General features: G+C 67.7%; 13 protein-coding genes. 8 read left to right on the top strand and 5 right to left on the bottom strand.

Annotation, left to right across the window (positions count from 1 at the left end):
* Nucleotides 1-30 precede the first annotated feature (30 nt).
* Together QN358_RS17185 and QN358_RS17180 are read left to right on the top strand one after the other, a co-directional pair.
* Nucleotides 31-2,145 carry an HtaA domain-containing protein gene (locus QN358_RS17185; RefSeq protein ID WP_323513077.1) on the top strand — a complete coding sequence of 705 codons (2,115 nt, stop codon included), beginning with the start codon at nt 31-33 and terminating at the stop codon, nt 2,143-2,145.
* A 99-nt stretch (nt 2,146-2,244) separates the two neighbouring features.
* The gene (locus QN358_RS17180) at nt 2,245-3,294 is read left to right on the top strand and encodes an LLM class flavin-dependent oxidoreductase (protein ID WP_323513076.1); all 1,050 of its coding nucleotides are present in this window, start codon (nt 2,245-2,247) and stop codon (nt 3,292-3,294) included.
* Between the two features lie 65 nt (nt 3,295-3,359).
* Here QN358_RS17180 and purF read toward each other — a convergent pair whose 3' ends face one another.
* Nucleotides 3,360-4,817: an amidophosphoribosyltransferase gene (gene purF / locus QN358_RS17175; RefSeq protein ID WP_136643322.1), complete on the bottom strand. Its 1,458-nt coding sequence runs from the start codon at nt 4,815-4,817 to the stop codon at nt 3,360-3,362.
* A gap of 142 nt (nt 4,818-4,959) precedes the next feature.
* Here purF and purM point away from each other — a divergent pair, with 142 nt between their 5' ends.
* Nucleotides 4,960-6,111, top strand: a complete 1,152-nt coding sequence (gene purM / locus QN358_RS17170; protein WP_323513075.1) for a phosphoribosylformylglycinamidine cyclo-ligase — start codon at nt 4,960-4,962, stop codon at nt 6,109-6,111.
* Nucleotides 6,112-6,233: 122 nt separating this feature from the next.
* Here the strand turns inward: purM and purD are convergent, their stop codons facing one another.
* A complete protein-coding gene (purD, locus tag QN358_RS17165) occupies nt 6,234-8,621 on the bottom strand; it encodes a phosphoribosylamine--glycine ligase (RefSeq protein ID WP_323513074.1) in 2,388 nt (795 codons plus the stop codon).
* Between the two features lie 499 nt (nt 8,622-9,120).
* Here purD and QN358_RS17160 point away from each other — a divergent pair, with 499 nt between their 5' ends.
* The 3 genes from QN358_RS17160 (at nt 9,121) to QN358_RS17150 (ending at nt 10,790) form a co-directional block, all read left to right on the top strand.
* Nucleotides 9,121-9,615, top strand: a complete 495-nt coding sequence (locus QN358_RS17160) for a hypothetical protein (RefSeq protein ID WP_136643324.1) — start codon at nt 9,121-9,123, stop codon at nt 9,613-9,615.
* Between the two features lie 27 nt (nt 9,616-9,642).
* A complete protein-coding gene (locus QN358_RS17155; RefSeq protein ID WP_136643325.1) occupies nt 9,643-10,044 on the top strand; it encodes a sterol carrier family protein in 402 nt (133 codons plus the stop codon).
* A gap of 182 nt (nt 10,045-10,226) precedes the next feature.
* Entirely contained in the window at nt 10,227-10,790 is a 564-nt protein-coding gene (locus QN358_RS17150) for a hypothetical protein (protein ID WP_323513073.1), read from the top strand.
* A 62-nt stretch (nt 10,791-10,852) separates the two neighbouring features.
* Here QN358_RS17150 and QN358_RS17145 read toward each other — a convergent pair whose 3' ends face one another.
* From QN358_RS17145 to QN358_RS17135, 3 genes are all read right to left on the bottom strand, one after another.
* Entirely contained in the window at nt 10,853-11,119 is a 267-nt protein-coding gene (locus QN358_RS17145) for a DUF3073 domain-containing protein (RefSeq protein WP_136643326.1), read from the bottom strand.
* 290 nt (nt 11,120-11,409) lie between these two features.
* Complete coding sequence (locus tag QN358_RS17140; protein WP_323513072.1) at nt 11,410-13,443, bottom strand: APC family permease; 2,034 nt, start codon at nt 13,441-13,443, stop codon at nt 11,410-11,412.
* Between the two features lie 32 nt (nt 13,444-13,475).
* Nucleotides 13,476-14,711: a hypothetical protein gene (locus tag QN358_RS17135; protein ID WP_323513071.1), complete on the bottom strand. Its 1,236-nt coding sequence runs from the start codon at nt 14,709-14,711 to the stop codon at nt 13,476-13,478.
* Between the two features lie 77 nt (nt 14,712-14,788).
* Here QN358_RS17135 and QN358_RS17130 point away from each other — a divergent pair, with 77 nt between their 5' ends.
* Both QN358_RS17130 and QN358_RS17125 read left to right on the top strand, forming a co-directional pair.
* Nucleotides 14,789-16,174: a glycine--tRNA ligase gene (locus tag QN358_RS17130; RefSeq protein WP_136643328.1), complete on the top strand. Its 1,386-nt coding sequence runs from the start codon at nt 14,789-14,791 to the stop codon at nt 16,172-16,174.
* Nucleotides 16,175-16,233: 59 nt separating this feature from the next.
* Nucleotides 16,234-17,007, top strand: coding sequence for a hypothetical protein (locus QN358_RS17125; protein ID WP_136643329.1), 774 nt, complete (start codon nt 16,234-16,236; stop codon nt 17,005-17,007).
* The last annotated feature ends 61 nt before the right edge of the window (nt 17,008-17,068 follow it).

The raw sequence follows: 17,068 nt of genomic DNA, 5'->3' as shown, positions 1-17,068 counted from the left end.
AGATGTGTATAAGAGACAGGCACCGCGCCGGTGACCGGCGGCGTGGCAACGCTGCCTCTCACGCCTCTCACGGCTCTCACGGCGGGAGGCCACACCTTCACGGCAGCGTTCGCTCCCGCCGCCCGCAGTGCCTTCATCGCTTCAACGGTGACCACCACCGCCAACTACGGCGTGGTCGACACGACAGTGAAGTCCGTGCAGGCGCCCGGCAGCGACGCGAAGACCCTGGCCGGCATCTCGGCGAACTGGGACTACTCGGCCTACAGCAGCGCCTGGGTCAAAACGGCCACGGGAAACATCGCCGTGAACGGGCAGACCTTCGCGCTCACCGGCGGCACGGCCACCTACGATTCGGGGGCCGCCGTGATCGACTTCACCGGCAGCATCCGTGTTCTCGCGTACCCCGGCATCGCCGACGCGTGGGTTCAGCTCACCGACCCGAGCCTCGCGGTCGACGCCAGCGGAGCCGGAGCATGGTCGGCCACCGTCACCACCAGTGCGGCTCCGGATGCCCGGGGCACCCGCCTCGTGGTCGCCACCCTCACCGGGGCCGTGTTGCCCACGTTCGGCACCACCGGTTCGACGAGCTACTCCCTCGATTTCGCCGGCACCACCGCCCCCGGCACCTGGTCGGTCTCCGCCGGAGTCGCCTACACCAACGCGTGGAGCAACGCTTTCGTGCTCCAGGTGCCGACGAGCATCCGCGCGTTCTACTACAGCTCGGGCACCTCGGCAGCGCAGGCCACCAAGCCGCCGTCGCCTCTCGCGGTTCAGTGGACGGCCGCGGTGGCTCCCACCGAGCCGGTCGGCACGGCAGGGTCGCTGGTCTGGGGATTCAAAGACTCGTGGCGCACGTACCTGACGATGTTCGGCGCGACCGTCACCGCAGCAGGCGGCGCCACGGTCGGCGCTGACGGGCTGTTCTCGTTCAGCCAGGCGCCGGCGGGGTCAGCCGGCTCCGCTGGGTTGGCAGCGACCACCGGGCCGGCGGCGGAATACGACCCGGTCACCGGCGTCGGCACCCTGAAATACCAGGGCTCGGTCGACTTCGCGAACGCCTCGCACGGTTTCGACATCGCCCTGCAGAACCCGTGGGTCACGTTCGCGGCCGACGGTACCGTCGTGCTGAGCGCCGAGACCTCGACGTCTGACACGGTCGGGCTCAGCAGCCTCGCCCGCATCGACGTTGCGACGCTGGCAAACTCGTCGTCGACAACCGATGCCAACGGCCGCCTGGTCTTCAGCAACCTCTCCGGCATCTTCTCGTCGGTGCTTCAGCCGGGTGGATGGAGCCAGTACCAGAGCGTGGCGACCGACCCTGTGAGCTTCAGCTACGGTCTCAACGCACCCGTGGTCGTGGTGCCCCCCGTGGTCACGCCACCCGTCACCGTGCCCACCGCGCCCACGCCGCTGCAGCCCGTTCTCACGGGTGACGGCACCGTGGTGGCCGCCCCCGTGCAGCCGGTCTGCGTCGCTCAGATCGTCAGCGGCGCCACGCTCACGTGGGGTGTCAAGCAGAGCTTCGTGAGCTACATCACGGGGCCCATCGCCAAGGGCAACATCGCCACCAGCGGAGTCTCTGCGGGTGACGGCTTCACCTGGTCGGGCGGAACCGGCACGTTCAACGCGTCAGACTCGCGCGGCCTCGTCTCGTTCGGCGGGTCGGTGCACTTCACCGGCCACGCCGGCGCGCTCGACCTGGCCATCGCCAACCCGCGGGTACAGATTCTCTCGGCCTCCTCGGCCGTGCTCGTGGCCGATGTCGCCTCGAAAGCCCTGCAGGGTTCCGGCGTCAACGGCACCGTGAGCCTGGCGAGCATCGACCTGTCGTCGGCCTCAGCCCAGGTCGCCGGTGGCCGAGCACGGTGGGTGGATGCCCCCACCACGCTCACCGCATCGGGAGCCACCGCGTTCGGTGGTTTCTACACCGCAGGGCAGGCCCTTGACTCCCTCACGATCAGCGCGCCGCTCGGAGCCAGCACGAACTGTGACGGATACTCCGCGGCAGCGGGGTCGGCCGGAGCGGCCGGGTCTCTCGCCTCGACCGGAGCCGACGTCACCCCGCTCTGGGGTGGGCTGGCCCTGCTGTTGGTGGGTGTGGGCATCCTGAGCCTGCGTCGTCGTCGCCGCACCTCGGGCGTGTAGTTTCGGAGTTCGCCAGACCGCTGGGCCGGGGTGCTCACCTTTTGTATGCAAATGCATTCAAATGGGAATACCCCGGCCCTTCCCGGCGCTGTACCGGTCATGAAGAAACGCATCGGATTCCTGTCGTTCGGCCACTATCAGCCGGTGGCCGGCTCACAGGCGCGCACGGCCAGAGACGCGCTGCTGCAGAGCATCGACCTTGCCGTGGCTGCCGAAGAACTCGGCATCGACGGAGCCTATGTTCGGGTGCATCACTTCGCCCGGCAGCTGGCCTCGCCGTTTCCGCTGCTCGCCGCGATGGGTGCGCGCACGTCGCGCATCGAACTCGGTACCGCGGTCATCGACATGCGGTACGAGAACCCCCTCTACATGGCTGAGGATGCGGCCGCGGCCGACCTCATCAGTGGCGAACGACTGCAGCTCGGCGTGAGCCGGGGATCGCCCGAGACTGCTCTCCGCGGCTCGGAGCTGTTCGGCTACGTGCCCACCGAAGGGCAGACGGATGCCGACCTGGCCCGCAAGCACACCGAGATCTTTCGCGCCGCCATCGCTGGCGCCGGCGTTGCCCGGCCGAACCCTCAGATGAGCCGCTCCACCACGCCCCTCGCCATCGAGCCGCAGTCGCCCACGCTCGGCGACCGTATCTGGTGGGGGTCAGGCACCCGCGCGACCGCCGTCTGGGCGGCCGAGCAGGGCATGAATCTGCAGAGCTCGACGCTGCTCACCGAAGACACGGGCATCCCGTTCGACGAGTTGCAGGCCGAACAGATCGCTCTGTACCGCGAGACCTGGGCGAAGATGGGCTGGAAGCGCGAGCCGCGGGTGTCGATCTCGCGCAGCGTGATTCCGATCACCACTGACCTCGATCGACGGTACTTCGGTTCGGGTTCTGGCAGTGATGCGCAAGACCAGGTCGGCCACCTCGACGGCGGTCTTGCCCGGTTTGGGCGCTCGTACACCGGTGAACCCGACGTCATCGCGGCGGAACTCGCCGCCGACGCTGCCGTTCAGGCGGCCGACACCGTCTTGCTCACCGTTCCCAACCAACTCGGCGTCGACTACAACGCGCACCTGCTCGAGCAGATCGCCCTGCACGTGGCCCCCGCCTTCGGCTGGGCCCCGAACCTCCCGGCCCCCGCCCTGGCCTGACTCTCGCGCCTGCCCTCGCCTTCCAGAACTCCAAATTGGAGGGAGGTGAGGCGGCGGGCGGGCGCCTACGAGTTCTGCGTGCGCTCCACCCAGGCGAGGTACTCGGGCGTGACGGTGCCGGTGACGTAGTCACCCGTGAAGCAGCTCATCTCGAGTGACTCGACTGAGGAGCCCTCGATGATGGCCGCCTGCATGTCGGCGACCTCCTGGTAGATGAGGTGGTCGGCGCCCATGTACGCCGCGATCTCGGGAATCTTGCGATTGTGAGCGACGAGTTCGTCACGCGACGGCATGTTGATGCCGTACACGTGCGGGAAGCGCACGGGCGGCGCGGCCGAGGCGAAGGTGACCTTGTTGGCGCCGGCCTGGCGGGCCATGTCGACGATCTCCTTCGAGGTGGTTCCGCGCACGATCGAGTCGTCGACGATGAGTACGTTCTTGCCTTTGAACTCGGTCGACATGGCGTTCAGCTTCTGGCGCACCGACTTTTTGCGCACGGCCTGGCCGGGCATGATGAACGTTCGGCCAACGTAGCGGTTCTTGTAGAACCCTTCGCGGTACTCGATGCCGAGCTTCTGCGCCACCTGCATAGCGGCGGGGCGGGATGAGTCGGGGATGGGCATGACCACGTCGATGTCGCCAGAGGGCGCCCACTGGGCGACGGTGTCGGCGAGACGGTTTCCGAGACGCAGGCGGGCTTCGTAGACCGAGATGCCCGAAAGCACCGAGTCGGGGCGGGCGAGGTAGACGAATTCGAACGCGCAGGGAATCAGCCGGGCATCCGGAGCGCACTGCTTCGAGAACATCTCACCGCTCATCGAGATGAAGACGGCCTCACCCGGTGCCACATCGCGTACGACCTCGTAGCCGAGGCTCTCCATGACGAGCGACTCGCTGGCGACGACCCACTCGTCGCGGCCCGACTCGAGCACGCGCTTGCCGATGGTGAGCGGGCGAATGCCGAACGGGTCGCGAAACGCGAGCAGCCCGTGGCCGGCGATCATCGAGATGGCTGCGTACGAACCTTCGACGCGCTCGTGCACGCGCGACACTGCGGTGAAGACCTGCTCGGGGTCGAGGTCGAGGCCCGAGACCTGCGCCTGGAGCTCGTGCGCGAGGATGTTCAGCAGCAGCTCGGTGTCAGAATCGGTGTTCAGGTGCCGACGATCGATGTGAAACAGTTCTTGCGTCAGTTCGCGCGTGTTCGTCAGGTTTCCGTTGTGCACGAGGATGATGCCGTACGGCGCATTCACGTAGAACGGCTGAGCCTCCTGCTCGCTCGCGGCATTGCCGTGCGTGGCGTAGCGCACGTGACCGAGGCCCATCGTGCCGAGCAGCGAACGCATGTCGCGCGTGCGAAAAGCTTCGCGCACCTGCCCTTTCGCCTTGATCACGTGAAAGGTGTCACGGTCGGCGGTCGCGATGCCCGTCGAGTCTTGGCCGCGGTGCTGCAGCAGCAGCAACGAGTCGTAGACGAGTTGATTGACGGGCTCAGACGAAACGATGCCAACGATGCCGCACATGCAGGCGGGCTCCAGACGGGTAGAGAAATAGGCCGTTCTCTAGTCTACGGCCGCGGCGGCACCGGATGCCCGGGCCCGGTCGCTCGCACGACCCTCGTCTGCGTGCCACGCACGCCGCGGCGGGGGCTGCGACAATGGACGCATGACGAACAGCTATGCCGAAGCCGGCGTTGACACTCACGCGGGCGACCTGGCGGTCGAACTGATGAAAGCGGCCGTCTCGGCCACGCACGGCCCCAACGTGGTGGGCGGCTTCGGCGGCTTCGCCGGGCTGTTCGACGTGTCGGCGCTGAAGTCGTACACGAAGCCCCTGCTGGCCACTTCGACCGACGGCGTGGGCACCAAGGTCGCCATCGCCCAGGCGCTCGACAAGCACGACACCATCGGGCAAGACCTCGTGGGAATGGTGGTCGACGACATCGTCGTGGTCGGCGCCCGGCCCCTCTTCATGACCGACTACATCGCGTGCGGAAAAGTGGTTCCGGCCCGCATCGCCGACATCGTCGCAGGCATCGCGCGGGCATGCTCTGCCACGGGCACCGCACTCGTCGGGGGCGAGACGGCCGAGCATCCGGGGCTCCTCGGGCCTGACGATTACGACGTGGCCGGTGCTGCCACGGGTGTCGTGGAGGCGGATGCCCTGCTCGGCCCCGAGCGCGTCACCGATGGCGACGTGGTGCTGGCGCTCGAGTCGAGCGGGCTGCACTCCAACGGGTTCTCCCTCGTGCGCCACATTCTGGCCGGCGCGGGTGTCTCCTACACCTCCGTCTCGGCCGACCTCAGCGGCGAGGCGGCGGGCGGCGGGTCTGGTGCCGGTGCTGCCGGCGCGGCTGGCGTCACGGTCGGTGAGGCGCTGCTCGTGCCGACCCGGCTCTACACCTCGCCGTTGCTGGCGGTTCTGGATGACCCGGCCCTCGCCGGGGCGATCCACTCGCTGAGCCATGTCACCGGTGGCGGCATCGCGGCGAACCTCGCGCGGGTGCTGCCGATCGGCTCGTGGGTCGAGGTCGACCGTTCGACCTGGGCGCCGCTGCCCGTCTTCCGTGTGCTGAGCGACTGGGCCGGCTCCACCCTTGAGAGCGCCGAGGGCACCTGGAACCTCGGCATCGGCATGATCGCGGTCGTCTCGGCGTCGCAGTCAGCGGCTGTCGCGGCGCGCATCGAGGCGGCGGGCATCCGCACCTGGCAGGTCGGTGCCGTCAGCACCGCCCCCCGCGACGTCACCGGCTTCGAGCAGGGCGCCAAGGGCGTCAACGGTGGCGCCGTGCGCCTCGTCGGCGCGTACGCGGTCTGACCTCTTACTCGAAGATCACTGAATCGGCGGCCCTCGTTCACACCGCCGCCCTCAGCGGGTCGGATTGAACGGGGGCCGCCGAGTGCGTTGTCAGTCGCAGGATGGCGGCGCGGGCCCCGGCCTCAGGCCGTGAGTCGGGCGATCAGCTCGCGATAGCGGGCGGCCGTCTGGGCCACGACGGCGGCGGGAAGCAGCGGGGGAGTGCCCTGCTTGTTCCAGTTCGCGGCGAGCCAGTTGCGCACGATCTGCTTGTCGAAGCTCGCGGTGCGTTCGCCCGAGTCGTAGGCCGCGGCATCCCAGAACCGGCTCGAGTCGCTGGTGAGAACCTCGTCGGCGAGCGTGATCTCGCCGGTGCTACGGTCGGCGCCGAACTCGAACTTGGTGTCGGCGAGAATCACGCCGTGAGCTTCGGCGATTCCGGATGCCCGGGCATAGACCTCGAGCGACAGCCGTCGCAGCTCGGCCGCGACCTGCTCTCCCACCAGCTCAACCGTGCGCTCATAGGTGATGTTCTCGTCGTGCTCGCCCTGCTCGGCCTTGAAGGCGGGCGTGTAGATCGGTTCGGGCAGGCGGTCGCCGTCGCTGAGGCCGGCCGGGAGGCTGACTCCGCAGACGCTCTGGCTCACCTGGTACTCGGCCCAGCCGCTGCCGGCGAGGTAGCCACGCACGACGCACTCGATCGGGAACATGTCGAGCGGCTTCACGAGCATCGCCCGCGCGGCGACCCCTGCGGGTACGGCGGGGATGGCGGTGGTGCCCGGGGCGGTGGTGGCGCTGGTATCGGCGGCAGCGGTCGGCTCGGTGCGCGCGGTGTCTGCAGTGTCTGCTGTGCCTGCGGCGCCCGGAGCGCGCGCGATCAGGTGGTTCGCGAACCCGTCGAGCTGGTCGAACCACCACGTGCTGAGGCTGGTGAGCAGCTCGCCCTTGCCGGGGATTCCGGGTTCGAGCACGAAGTCGAACGCGCTCACCCGGTCGCTCGCCACGACCAGCACGGCACTCGCATCGGCCAACGACGAGGCGCCAGCCGGAACATACAGGTCACGAACCTTGCCCGAATACACATGGCGCCAGCCGTCGATCGGTGCGGCAGTCTGCTCGCTCACACCGCCCCCAAAAGCATTGGTCTCCGCGGCAGCGACGCCACTCGCCGTACCTACACCGGCGCTGAATCCAGCGACGCCGACGCCGCCGATGCTGACGCCCGCGGCATCACCCGCCGCGCCACCTTCGGCCGCCGCAACCCGCGCGGCGATGTCGGTGCGGTACTGCGCCCCCGCGAGCGTGATGCGCCCGAGCGCTTCATACGCCCGCGCGCGGGCCTCGCCGAAACCGTGCCCGAGGGCCACCACGCTCAGCACGCGGCCTCCGGTGGAGACGAGACGGGCATCCTGAACCGCCGTCGCAGCATGGGCAACGTGCACGCCCTCGACGCGCGCGGCCTCGTCGAGACCAGTGATCTCGCGGCCCACGAGGGGAGTCTCGGGGTAGTTCTCGCTCGCGAGCACCACGGTCACGGCGCTGTCGGGTGAGAAGACGGGTGTCGGATGCCCGGCGAGGGTTCCGGCCGCGCTCGCGAGCAGAAGCTCGCTGAGCGGGGTGACCAGCCGAGGCAGCACCACCTGGGTCTCGGGGTCGCCGAAGCGCGCGTTGAATTCGATCACGCGGATTCCGTCGTTCGTGAGGATCAACCCGCAGTACAACAGCCCGATGAACGGCGTGCCCTCCTGCGCGAGCTGGCGAATGGTCGGCAGGGCGATCGACACCTGCACCTCGTTCACGAAGTCTTCTTCGCTCTCGAACTCGTCGTTCAGCCACGGGAGCGGGGAGTACGCGCCCATTCCGCCCGTGTTGGGGCCTTCGTCGCCGTCGAGCAGGCGCTTGAAGTCTTGCGCGGGCGAGAGCGGCAGAACGGTGTGGCCGTCGCTGAGGAAGAACAGCGAGACCTCGGGGCCGTCGAGGAACTCTTCGAAGAGCACGTCGCCGTGAGCGAGCCAGGTGCCGGCGTGCGCGCGGGCGGCGGCGCGGTCGGAGGTGACGAGCACTCCCTTGCCGGCGGCGAGACCGTCGGCCTTGACCACGTAGGGTGCCCCGAACTCGTCGAGGGCACGCTCGACGTCGGCGGTCGTGGCGGCGCGGAGGGCACGGCCGGTGGGAACACCGGCCGCATCCATGATGCGCTTCGCGAACGTCTTGCTGCCTTCGAGCGCGGCGGCGGCCTTGCCGGGGCCGAACACGGCGATGCCGCGGGTGCGGAGGGCGTCGGCGACCCCGGCGACGAGCGGCGCCTCTGGGCCCACCACGACGAGCTGGATGTCGTGCTCGAGGGCGAAGTTCGTGACCGCCTGCGGGTCGGTCGGGTCGAGATCGGCGACGGGCGCGTCGGCCGCGATACCGGCGTTGCCCGGAGCGACCACGATCTCATGCGCCTCGCCCCCGCGCCCGGCCTCGCTGAGCAGTGCGATGACGATGGCGTGCTCGCGAGCACCGGAGCCGAGAACAAGAATCTTCACTCGACGATTCTAGGGTGAGCGCCCCACCGTCGCCCGGCCCTCGCCCGGCCACCGGCCATCGGGCTTTCAAACATTTCTGAAAACTTTTTCGAAAGTCGCGTAATGCGGAGGCCGTTGGCGACTCTCTTCTCTATGTGAGGCGCTTTGCAGGCCTCACGCGCTTCGTGCGGCGGGTAGTTTCCCCCCGAGTTTCCCGCCGCACGGGCACCACACACTTCGTGCGGTGGCAGGCACCCCCTACCGGTCACCGCACGAACACCCTTCGCTCGCCGGGCGGCTCCCCCCGCCGGGCGGCGAGCGAACACCCCTTCGTGCGGTGGTGGGCACCCCCCTACCCCCACCGCACGAACACCCTTCGTGCGGCGGCGGGCACCCCCTACCTCTCGCCGCACGAACACTCCTTCGCGGGGCGGCGCTCCACCCCACGCGCCGCCTCGCGAACCACTCCGCCCGCCTGCCAGCTCTGGTCGTGCCATCCCCGCCCCACGAAGTGAGACTCATGCGAACACGTGAGACCCGCACGCCGGTCTCACTTCTCCGCACCGCTCTCACGAGCCGGGCCCGGATGCCCGGGGTCAGCCTTCTGGTGATCGTCTGTGTCGCTGCAGGAGCAACACTCGGCCCGCGCGCCGAGACATTCGAGAACGGCTGGTCGCGCGCGTCGCTGTTCGTCGCGTGCCGCGCTGCCGCCACAATGCCCGGCACACCCTATTCAGACGAAGACCTCGCTCCGGTGCTCGACGACGAGGTGCTTCTGCTGCAAGATCCTGCCGCACCCGCACCCGCACCCGCACCCGCACCCGCACCCGCACCCGCACCCGCAGCCACGCCCTCGAGGTATCTGATGTATCTGGTCTCGATCTCGGTCGCCGCTGCCGGCATGCCTGACGCCTCGCGGGGCGCGGCCCCGGGCATCCGGCCCCGTGCGGTGCACTGTGCCATCGGCGGAACACCCACCGCACCCTCGGTGTGGCTCGACCCGGTATTCGACTGAGCCCAGCGCGAGAGCTAGCCTTGAGGGGTGGTCAGAGCGCGAATTCCCGATGCCGAGGGCCGCAGTGCGGTCGCCGAGGCCCGCCCTCGGGCTGGCGCAGGCGACGCCGACCCCCGCATCCCACCCACCGAGGTGAGCCGCGCCACCCTCGCCACCGCCGTGCGCTATTCGCTTCAGGTGCTCGCCGAGAGCGCGAAGGGCAACACCGTCGAAGTGCGGGTTCCGCCGTTCGCTGCGGTGCAATGCATCGAAGGCCCAGGGCACACCCGCGGCACCCCGCCGAACGTCGTCGAGACCGACGCCCGAACCTGGCTCTCCCTCGCCACCGGCACCCTCACCTGGGCCGACGGCATCGCCTCGGGCCGCGTGCACGCCTCCGGCCAGCGCGCTGACCTCACCGGCCATCTCCCCATTCCGACCCTGCGCTGACCCAATCCTCCGCGCGCGGGTGCGGTCACCGGATGCCCGTCCCGACTCCGCGCTGAGGGATCGCCCAGAGCGACCCACTGCGTGCCGGCTGACCCGCAACGACAGTGTCGCGGATGCCAACCCGCTGCCGCGGCGAAACTCGCGTGCGGCGCCCCTCCGGCCGGGTGAGCGACAATGGAGAGGTGAGTACCACTCCTCTTGATCCCGACCGCACTCCGACCGACGACTCCAACGCGGGTGACTCCGAGACCGAGACCGTGGCCGGCGACGACACCGTCACGATTCGGCGCTCACCCCGCTACTTCCGCTTCGCGGTGCTCGGAGCCATTGTCGGAGTGATCGTGGCTTTCGTGCTGACGTTCAGCTTTCCGGAGCCGCAGGGCTTCAACGCTGCGCAGATCTTCGGGTTCCTGGCGCTGCTGTTCATCATCGGCGGAATGCTGCTCGGTGCCGTTGTGGCACTGCTCATCGACCGTTCGACCCGCAGGCACGCACGCACCGTCAGCATCGAGCGTATCGAGGGCGGCTACGCACCCCCCGAGATTCAGGCCCAGACGGCGCTACCCGAGACTGCGTTGCCCGAGACTGCGTTGCCCGAGACTGCGCCCCCCGAGACCGCGCCCCCCGAGACGGAGGTTTCTGAGCCCCAGGCTGCGCCCGCCGCCACTGCAACCGATCCCGCGCTCACCAAGGCCGATACGACCGCAGTCAGAGGGCCCGAAAACTCAGGTCACCCGACAGACTGAAAGCCGCCGCGCTCAGCCGAACAGGTGCCCAGCCGAACAGGTGCTCAGCCGAACAGGTCGCTTCAGGCGCGCCGCTGCTCGTCGTTCGGCAGGTAGACGCCAGGAAGGTCATCGTCATCGTCTTCGTCGTCATCAAGACCCAGCGTGTCGCTGAGACCCAGTTCGTCGTCGGAGTCGCCGGTGTCGTACTTGGCGGCGAGGGCCGCGAAATCGGGCTCCGCGTGCGTGCCCAGTTCGCGTTCGAGCGCGCTGTAATTGGTGTCGGGGCTGAAATATTTCAGCTCGCGCGCCACCTTCGTGTGCTTAGCTTTTTGACGGCCGCGCCCCATGCGTGACCCCCTCACCTTTCGGGCCGGGGGATTACGCCACCCGGATGAGTTGAATACCTGAAAAACTACATGTGAGTTTAGCACGCGGTATCTGGCGTTCCTCTGCGCGCGATCGTGCCCATACGGCTCCGGATGCCGCACTCCAGCTGCGGCAATGGCGCCTGCACAGCCCGCACACAGCATCCCGAGCCGCCTGCGCGCCGAAGCAGTTGAGCGACCGCGCATTCTGCCCTCGCAACTGCACGATTACACAGACTGCGCACCTGGCTCACGGTGCGCGCGGCCACCGTTCAGTCGAGCGGCCACTGCTCGTTGCCCGGCGACGTGGGCGTGTGCACCCGCGGAACGGGCCGCACCGGCTCACCTCGCCGCTCCTGGCCGGGCACCGGACGCGAGCGGCGCCCGTAGATGAGCTCGGTCGAGTCGAGCAGCCACGGCACGAGCGCGATGGCCACCCCGTGCACCAGCATCAGCCGGCGGTTGAGCCGACGCGCCTTGTGGTTGTGCAGCAGCCCCTCCCACCAGTGGCCCACGATATAAATGGGCGTGTACACGGTGACGACCTCAGCGCCGAACTTCTGGCGGTGCTTCTTGATGTACCCGCAGAGCGGCTCGGCCACGTCGCGGTAGGGCGAGTCGATGATGCGCAGCGGCACCACGATGTTCTGCTGCGCCCAGTCTTTCTCGAGCTGCCGGGTCTGGTCTTCGTCGATCGAGATGTGCACGGCCTCGAGGCTGTCGTGCCGCGCGGCAATGGCGTAGTCGAGCGCCTTGAGCACCGGCTTCTGCATGCGCCCCACGAGCACGATGGCGTGGTCGCCCTTGGCACCGAATGTGGTCACCGGGTCGACTTCGATCTCTTTGCTCACGTCTCGGTAGTACCGGTTGATGCCGAGCATGAAGATGTACAGAATCGGCATGATCACGAACACCAGCCACGCCCCGTGCGTGAACTTCGTGATGGTCACGACAATGAGCACCACGCCCGTGAGCAGTGCGCCGAACGAGTTGATGGTCAGGCTCCGGATGGTCGCCGAACGATCGGGCGCCCCCGACTTCAGCAGCCGAACCCAGTGCACGATCATGCCGGTCTGGCCGAGGGTGAATGATACGAACACCCCGATGATGTACAGCTGGATGAGGTTCGTCAGCGACGCCTGGTACACCAGCAGGATGGCGGCGGCGGCGAGTGCCAGCAGAATCATGCCGTTCGAGAACACCAACCGGTCGCCCCGTGTGAGCATGGCCTTCGGCGCATACGAGTCTTTCGCGAGCACCGACCCGAGCAGGGGGAACCCGTTGAACGCGGTGTTGGCTGCCAGCAGCAGCACCGCGGCCGTCGCGGCCTGAATGATGTAGAACATGATCGAGTTGTTGCCGAACACGCTCGACGCCACCTGCGCCATGAGGCTGCGTTGCGGTGTGCTGGCGCAGTTCTGCATGCCGATCAGGTCACACGCATTCTCGGCGTAGTGCACGCCGGAGATGAGCGCGAGTGCCACCAGCCCGGCGAACAGGGTGATGGCGATGCTGCCCATCAGCACGAGGGTCTTCTGGGCGTTCTGAATCTTGGGGCGGCGAAAGGCGGGAACGCCATTGGCGATGGCTTCGACGCCGGTGAGGGCCGAGCATCCACTGGAGAACGCCCGCAGCAGCAGCAGGATGACCGCCACCTGCCCCAGGCCTTCGGCCTTCACCCCGTAGTCGGCCGATTCGGCCACGGGGGCTCCGCCGAGCGCGGTGCGGGTGAGACCGACGATGATCATCAGCATCACGCTGCCGACGAACACGTAGGTGGGAATGGCGAACGCCTTGCTCGACTCGCGAACCCCGCGCAGGTTCACGGCGGCAAGCAGGATGACGAAAAGGATGGCCAACTCGACCCGAAAGCCGTTCAGCTGGGGAATCGCCGAGATGATGTTGTCAACACCGCTGGCCACCGACACCGCCACCGTGAGCACGTAGTCGACGAGCAGGGCCGAGGCCACCACGAGGCCGGCCTTCTCGCCGAGGTTTTTGTGGGCGACCTCGTAGTCGCCGCCGCCAGAGGGGTACGCCTTCACGAGTTGCCGGTACGAAGCCACGACCACGACGAGCAGCAGGATCACCGCCGCCGCCACCCACGGCGCGAAGGAGAAGAACGCGAGCCCGCCGATGAGCAGGATCATGAGCAGTTCTTGCGGCGCATAGGCCACGCTCGACAACGGGTCGCTGGCGAAGATGGGAAGCGCCAGGCGCTTGGGCAGAAGTTGCCCTTCGAGCTTGTGGCTAGGCAGCGGTTCGCCGATGATCCAGCGTTTCGCTGACTTGGGTTCGTTAGTCACGAGTGACGACACTACACCTTGGCAATTGCAGGTCAAACTTGCAGTTTATCGCATTCGCCGGGCGTATCTGGCCGAGAGGAGGCCTGCAGCGCGAGGTAGGCCGAGCGCACGGCAAGGGCGGTGTGCGCACCGATGAAGAGCGGGTCGTAGAACGCCGATTTGTAGGCGGCTCCGCTGGCCGCAGAAACGATGAAGTTGAGAGAGGTGACGCAGCTCAGGAACACGGCCGTCTTCAGTACGGCGATGTTGAGGGTGAACGAGAGCCCGAGCAGCTCGATCTGTGACGCCGGTACGCCGAGCCACGCCTCAAGAACCTGGGGGCTGAGGGCCAGTTCGCCGAGCACCGTGAGAAATACGCAGACGACACTCGCCACAATGGCCACTTGAAAGCCCTGCGCCAGCACGAGCACCAGCGTGATGTTCAGTCGTTCGGTTCGGCCGAGCGGCGGGCCGGGCTCCGCGATGTACGGCAGCAGTGCGCTGAGCCGGGTGCTCCGGATGAGCGTGGCCCTCTCCTCCGTACCGATGCGTTCGTCGAGCCCCCGCATCTCACTCTGTGTCACGGGAACGATGAACAGCAGGCCCAGCAGCACAAAGAAGAGCACCACGCCGGCCAGACGCGCGGCGGGCATGGCATTCGTCACCTCCCACAGGGTGCGGTTGAAGACGGCGAGCACCACGACGAGCATCAGAAGAGGAAGGGCGCGCGTCGTCATCTGGCCGAGGGCTCTGAGTCGGCGAACGGCCGCGCGAATCGCCCAGCTCACCAGCGCGCCGACACCGAGCCAGGTCACGGCGAGGGCCCCCGTGGCAACGGCGGCCGACACCAGCGTGCCCGCGAGAGGCAGGCCGTCAGCGGCATCGGCGCCCACCCACGGGTCGACGAGCAGGTAGTAACAGAGTACGAGCCAGCCGGCGAGCCGCATCGGGCGGGGGTGCCGGCCGAGCAGGCGGGCGGTCAGGGCGAACGCGGCGGCGGGAACGGCGACGAACAGAGTGAACAGGGTGAGTGCGGTGAGCAGAACCAGGGCGACCACGAACGGGCTGTCGTCGACGATGACGAGGTTCGAGTGCCCGAGCATCCATCGCCCGAGATCGAGAAAGAGCACGAAGACAAGAAAGGGGGAGATGCGCGGTACCAGAAAGGATGCCCGGTTGCGGGGCTGCACGAAGAAGGGCAGCCCCTCGCTGCGCAGCCAGGTTTCGGCGTCTCCGGTCAGGTCGCGGAGGCCGTGGGGTGAGGCGTCGCGTGAGGCGAGATCGGGCACGGGTGTGATTCCTTTAGAATTGTCGCTGATCCATGCACGGGCAGTACCGCTCGTGCGGAGAACTCTGGAGCCCCCACATGTCACCCGCTTCCCAGCTCGATTCCGTCATCGCCTTGGCCAAGCGTCGGGGGTTCGTCTTCCCGACCGGCGAGATCTACGGTGGAACGCGATCTGCGTGGGACTACGGGCCGCTCGGCGTCGAGCTGAAAGAGAACATCAAGCGCCAGTGGTGGAAGCACATGGTGCAGAGCCGAGACAACGTGGTGGGCCTCGACTCGGCCGTCATCCTGCCGCCGCAGGTGTGGCAGGCCTCCGGCCACCTCGAGGTGTTCACCGACCCGCTGGTCGAATCGCTGATCACGCACCGCCGCTACCGCGCCGACCACCTGTTGGAGGCGTACGAGGAGAAGCACGGGCATCCAGCCCCCAACGGCATGGCCGACATTCGCGACCCGCACACCGGGGAGCCCGGCCAGTGGAGCGAGCCGCAGAACTTCTCGGGAATGATGAAGACCTACCTCGGCCCAGTCGACAACGAGGAGGGGCTCGCGTACCTGCGGCCTGAGACCGCCCAGGGCATCTTCGTCGACTTCGCCGCCGTGCTGAACTCGTCGCGCCAGAAGCCGCCGTTCGGCATCGGCCAGATCGGCAAGAGCTTTCGCAACGAGATCACACCCGGGAACTTCATCTTTCGCACCCGCGAGTTCGAGCAGATGGAGATGGAGTTCTTCGTGCAGCCCGGCAGCGACGAAGAGTGGCACCAGTACTGGATCGACGAGCGCCTGGCCTGGTACACCGGCCTCGGCATCAACCCCGACAACCTGCGCCTCTTCGAGCACCCGAAAGAGAAGCTGTCGCACTATTCGAAGCGCACCGTCGACATCGAGTACAAGTTCGGTTTCCCGGGCTCCGCGTTCGGTGAGCTCGAGGGTATCGCGAATCGCGGCGACTACGACCTCACGACGCACTCCAAGGCCTCTGGCACCGACCTGTCGTTCTTCGACCAGACCACCAACGAGCGCTGGGTGCCGTACGTCATCGAGCCCGCAGCCGGCCTCACACGCTCGCTGATGGCCTTTCTGGTCGACGCCTACCATGAAGACGAGGCGCCCAACACGAAGGGTGGGGTCGACAAGCGCACGGTTCTGAAACTGGATGCCCGGCTCGCCCCCATCAAAGCCGCCGTCTTGCCGCTCTCACGAAACGAAGCGCTGTCGCCGCTCGCGCGGAAGATCGCAGCCGACCTCCGCCAGATCTGGAACGTCGACTTCGACGACGCCGGGGCCATCGGCCGCCGGTACCGCCGCCAAGACGAGGTGGGCACGCCGTTCTGCATCACGGTCGACTTCGACTCGCTCGACGACAACGCTGTGACCATTCGCGAGCGTGACTCGATGGCGCAGGAGCGCGTGTCACTCGACCGCCTGCAGGGGTACCTGGCCGAGCGGCTGATCGGGGCCTGAGGCCGGTGATTCACGTGTGAGCATTGCTCAATGGTACGGCTCTTGCCTATCATTGAGCAATGATCATATTTACTTCTTCTTCTATTGTGGTGCGCGGCGTTGTTGTTGCCGCCTGCCTTGTCGGTCTTTCGACGTTCGGTTTGGCCTCAATGGCTGAGGCGCAGCCGGCGCAGCTGGTGTCTGCGCATTCTGTTGCTGCGAACTCGGGCACCGACACGCCGGTGCCGAGTGACACGGCCGTTGCGACCGACACGCCCGATCCCAGCATCTCCACCCTGGTCGCTCTGCAATCGGGCACTGTAGGTGAGCCATACTCGTACCAGGTGCCAAGCCTTCGCACGGGTCCGCGTATTCCAACCTACCGAGCAACGACGCCGCTGCCCCCGGGGCTGTCGATCAGCTCGTCAGGGCTCATCACCGGAACACCGACGGCAGCGGGCGACTACCAGGTGACGCTCTTCATCGTCGCCGCAGATGGTGTTGAGGAAAACGTCGCGTTCGACCTCACCATCGACGCCGTTGCTGCGACGACCACGCCCAACCCGAGCACGTCGCCACCGGTCACGCCCAACCCGAGCACGTCGCCACCGGTCACGCCCAACCCGAGCACGTCGCCACAGGTCGACCCGTTGGCGCCCACAGCGACGGCCACGGCCACGACGGCAGGCGGCGGAGGCAGTGGCACGGACGGTTCCGGCACAGGCGGCTCGCACCTGGCGAGCACGGGCGCCGAGGCGGCGGGCTACGTGATGGCCGGGGGAGTGGGGCTCATCCTCGCGGCGCTCGGTTTCGCTGCGTTCGTGGTTCGACGCGTGCGGCGTCTGCCCGAGTAGTCCGCACCAACGCACCAACTCGCCAACGAAGAAGGGCGGGAACCCTGTGAGGTTCCCGCCC

It is taken from the genome of Subtercola sp. RTI3 (genome assembly GCF_035018625.1).
In the GTDB taxonomy this organism is placed as follows: Bacteria; Actinomycetota; Actinomycetes; order Actinomycetales; family Microbacteriaceae; genus Subtercola; species Subtercola vilae.
The sequence above is the reverse complement of the archived record's forward strand: the minus strand, read 5'-3'. Positions and strand labels throughout refer to the sequence as shown.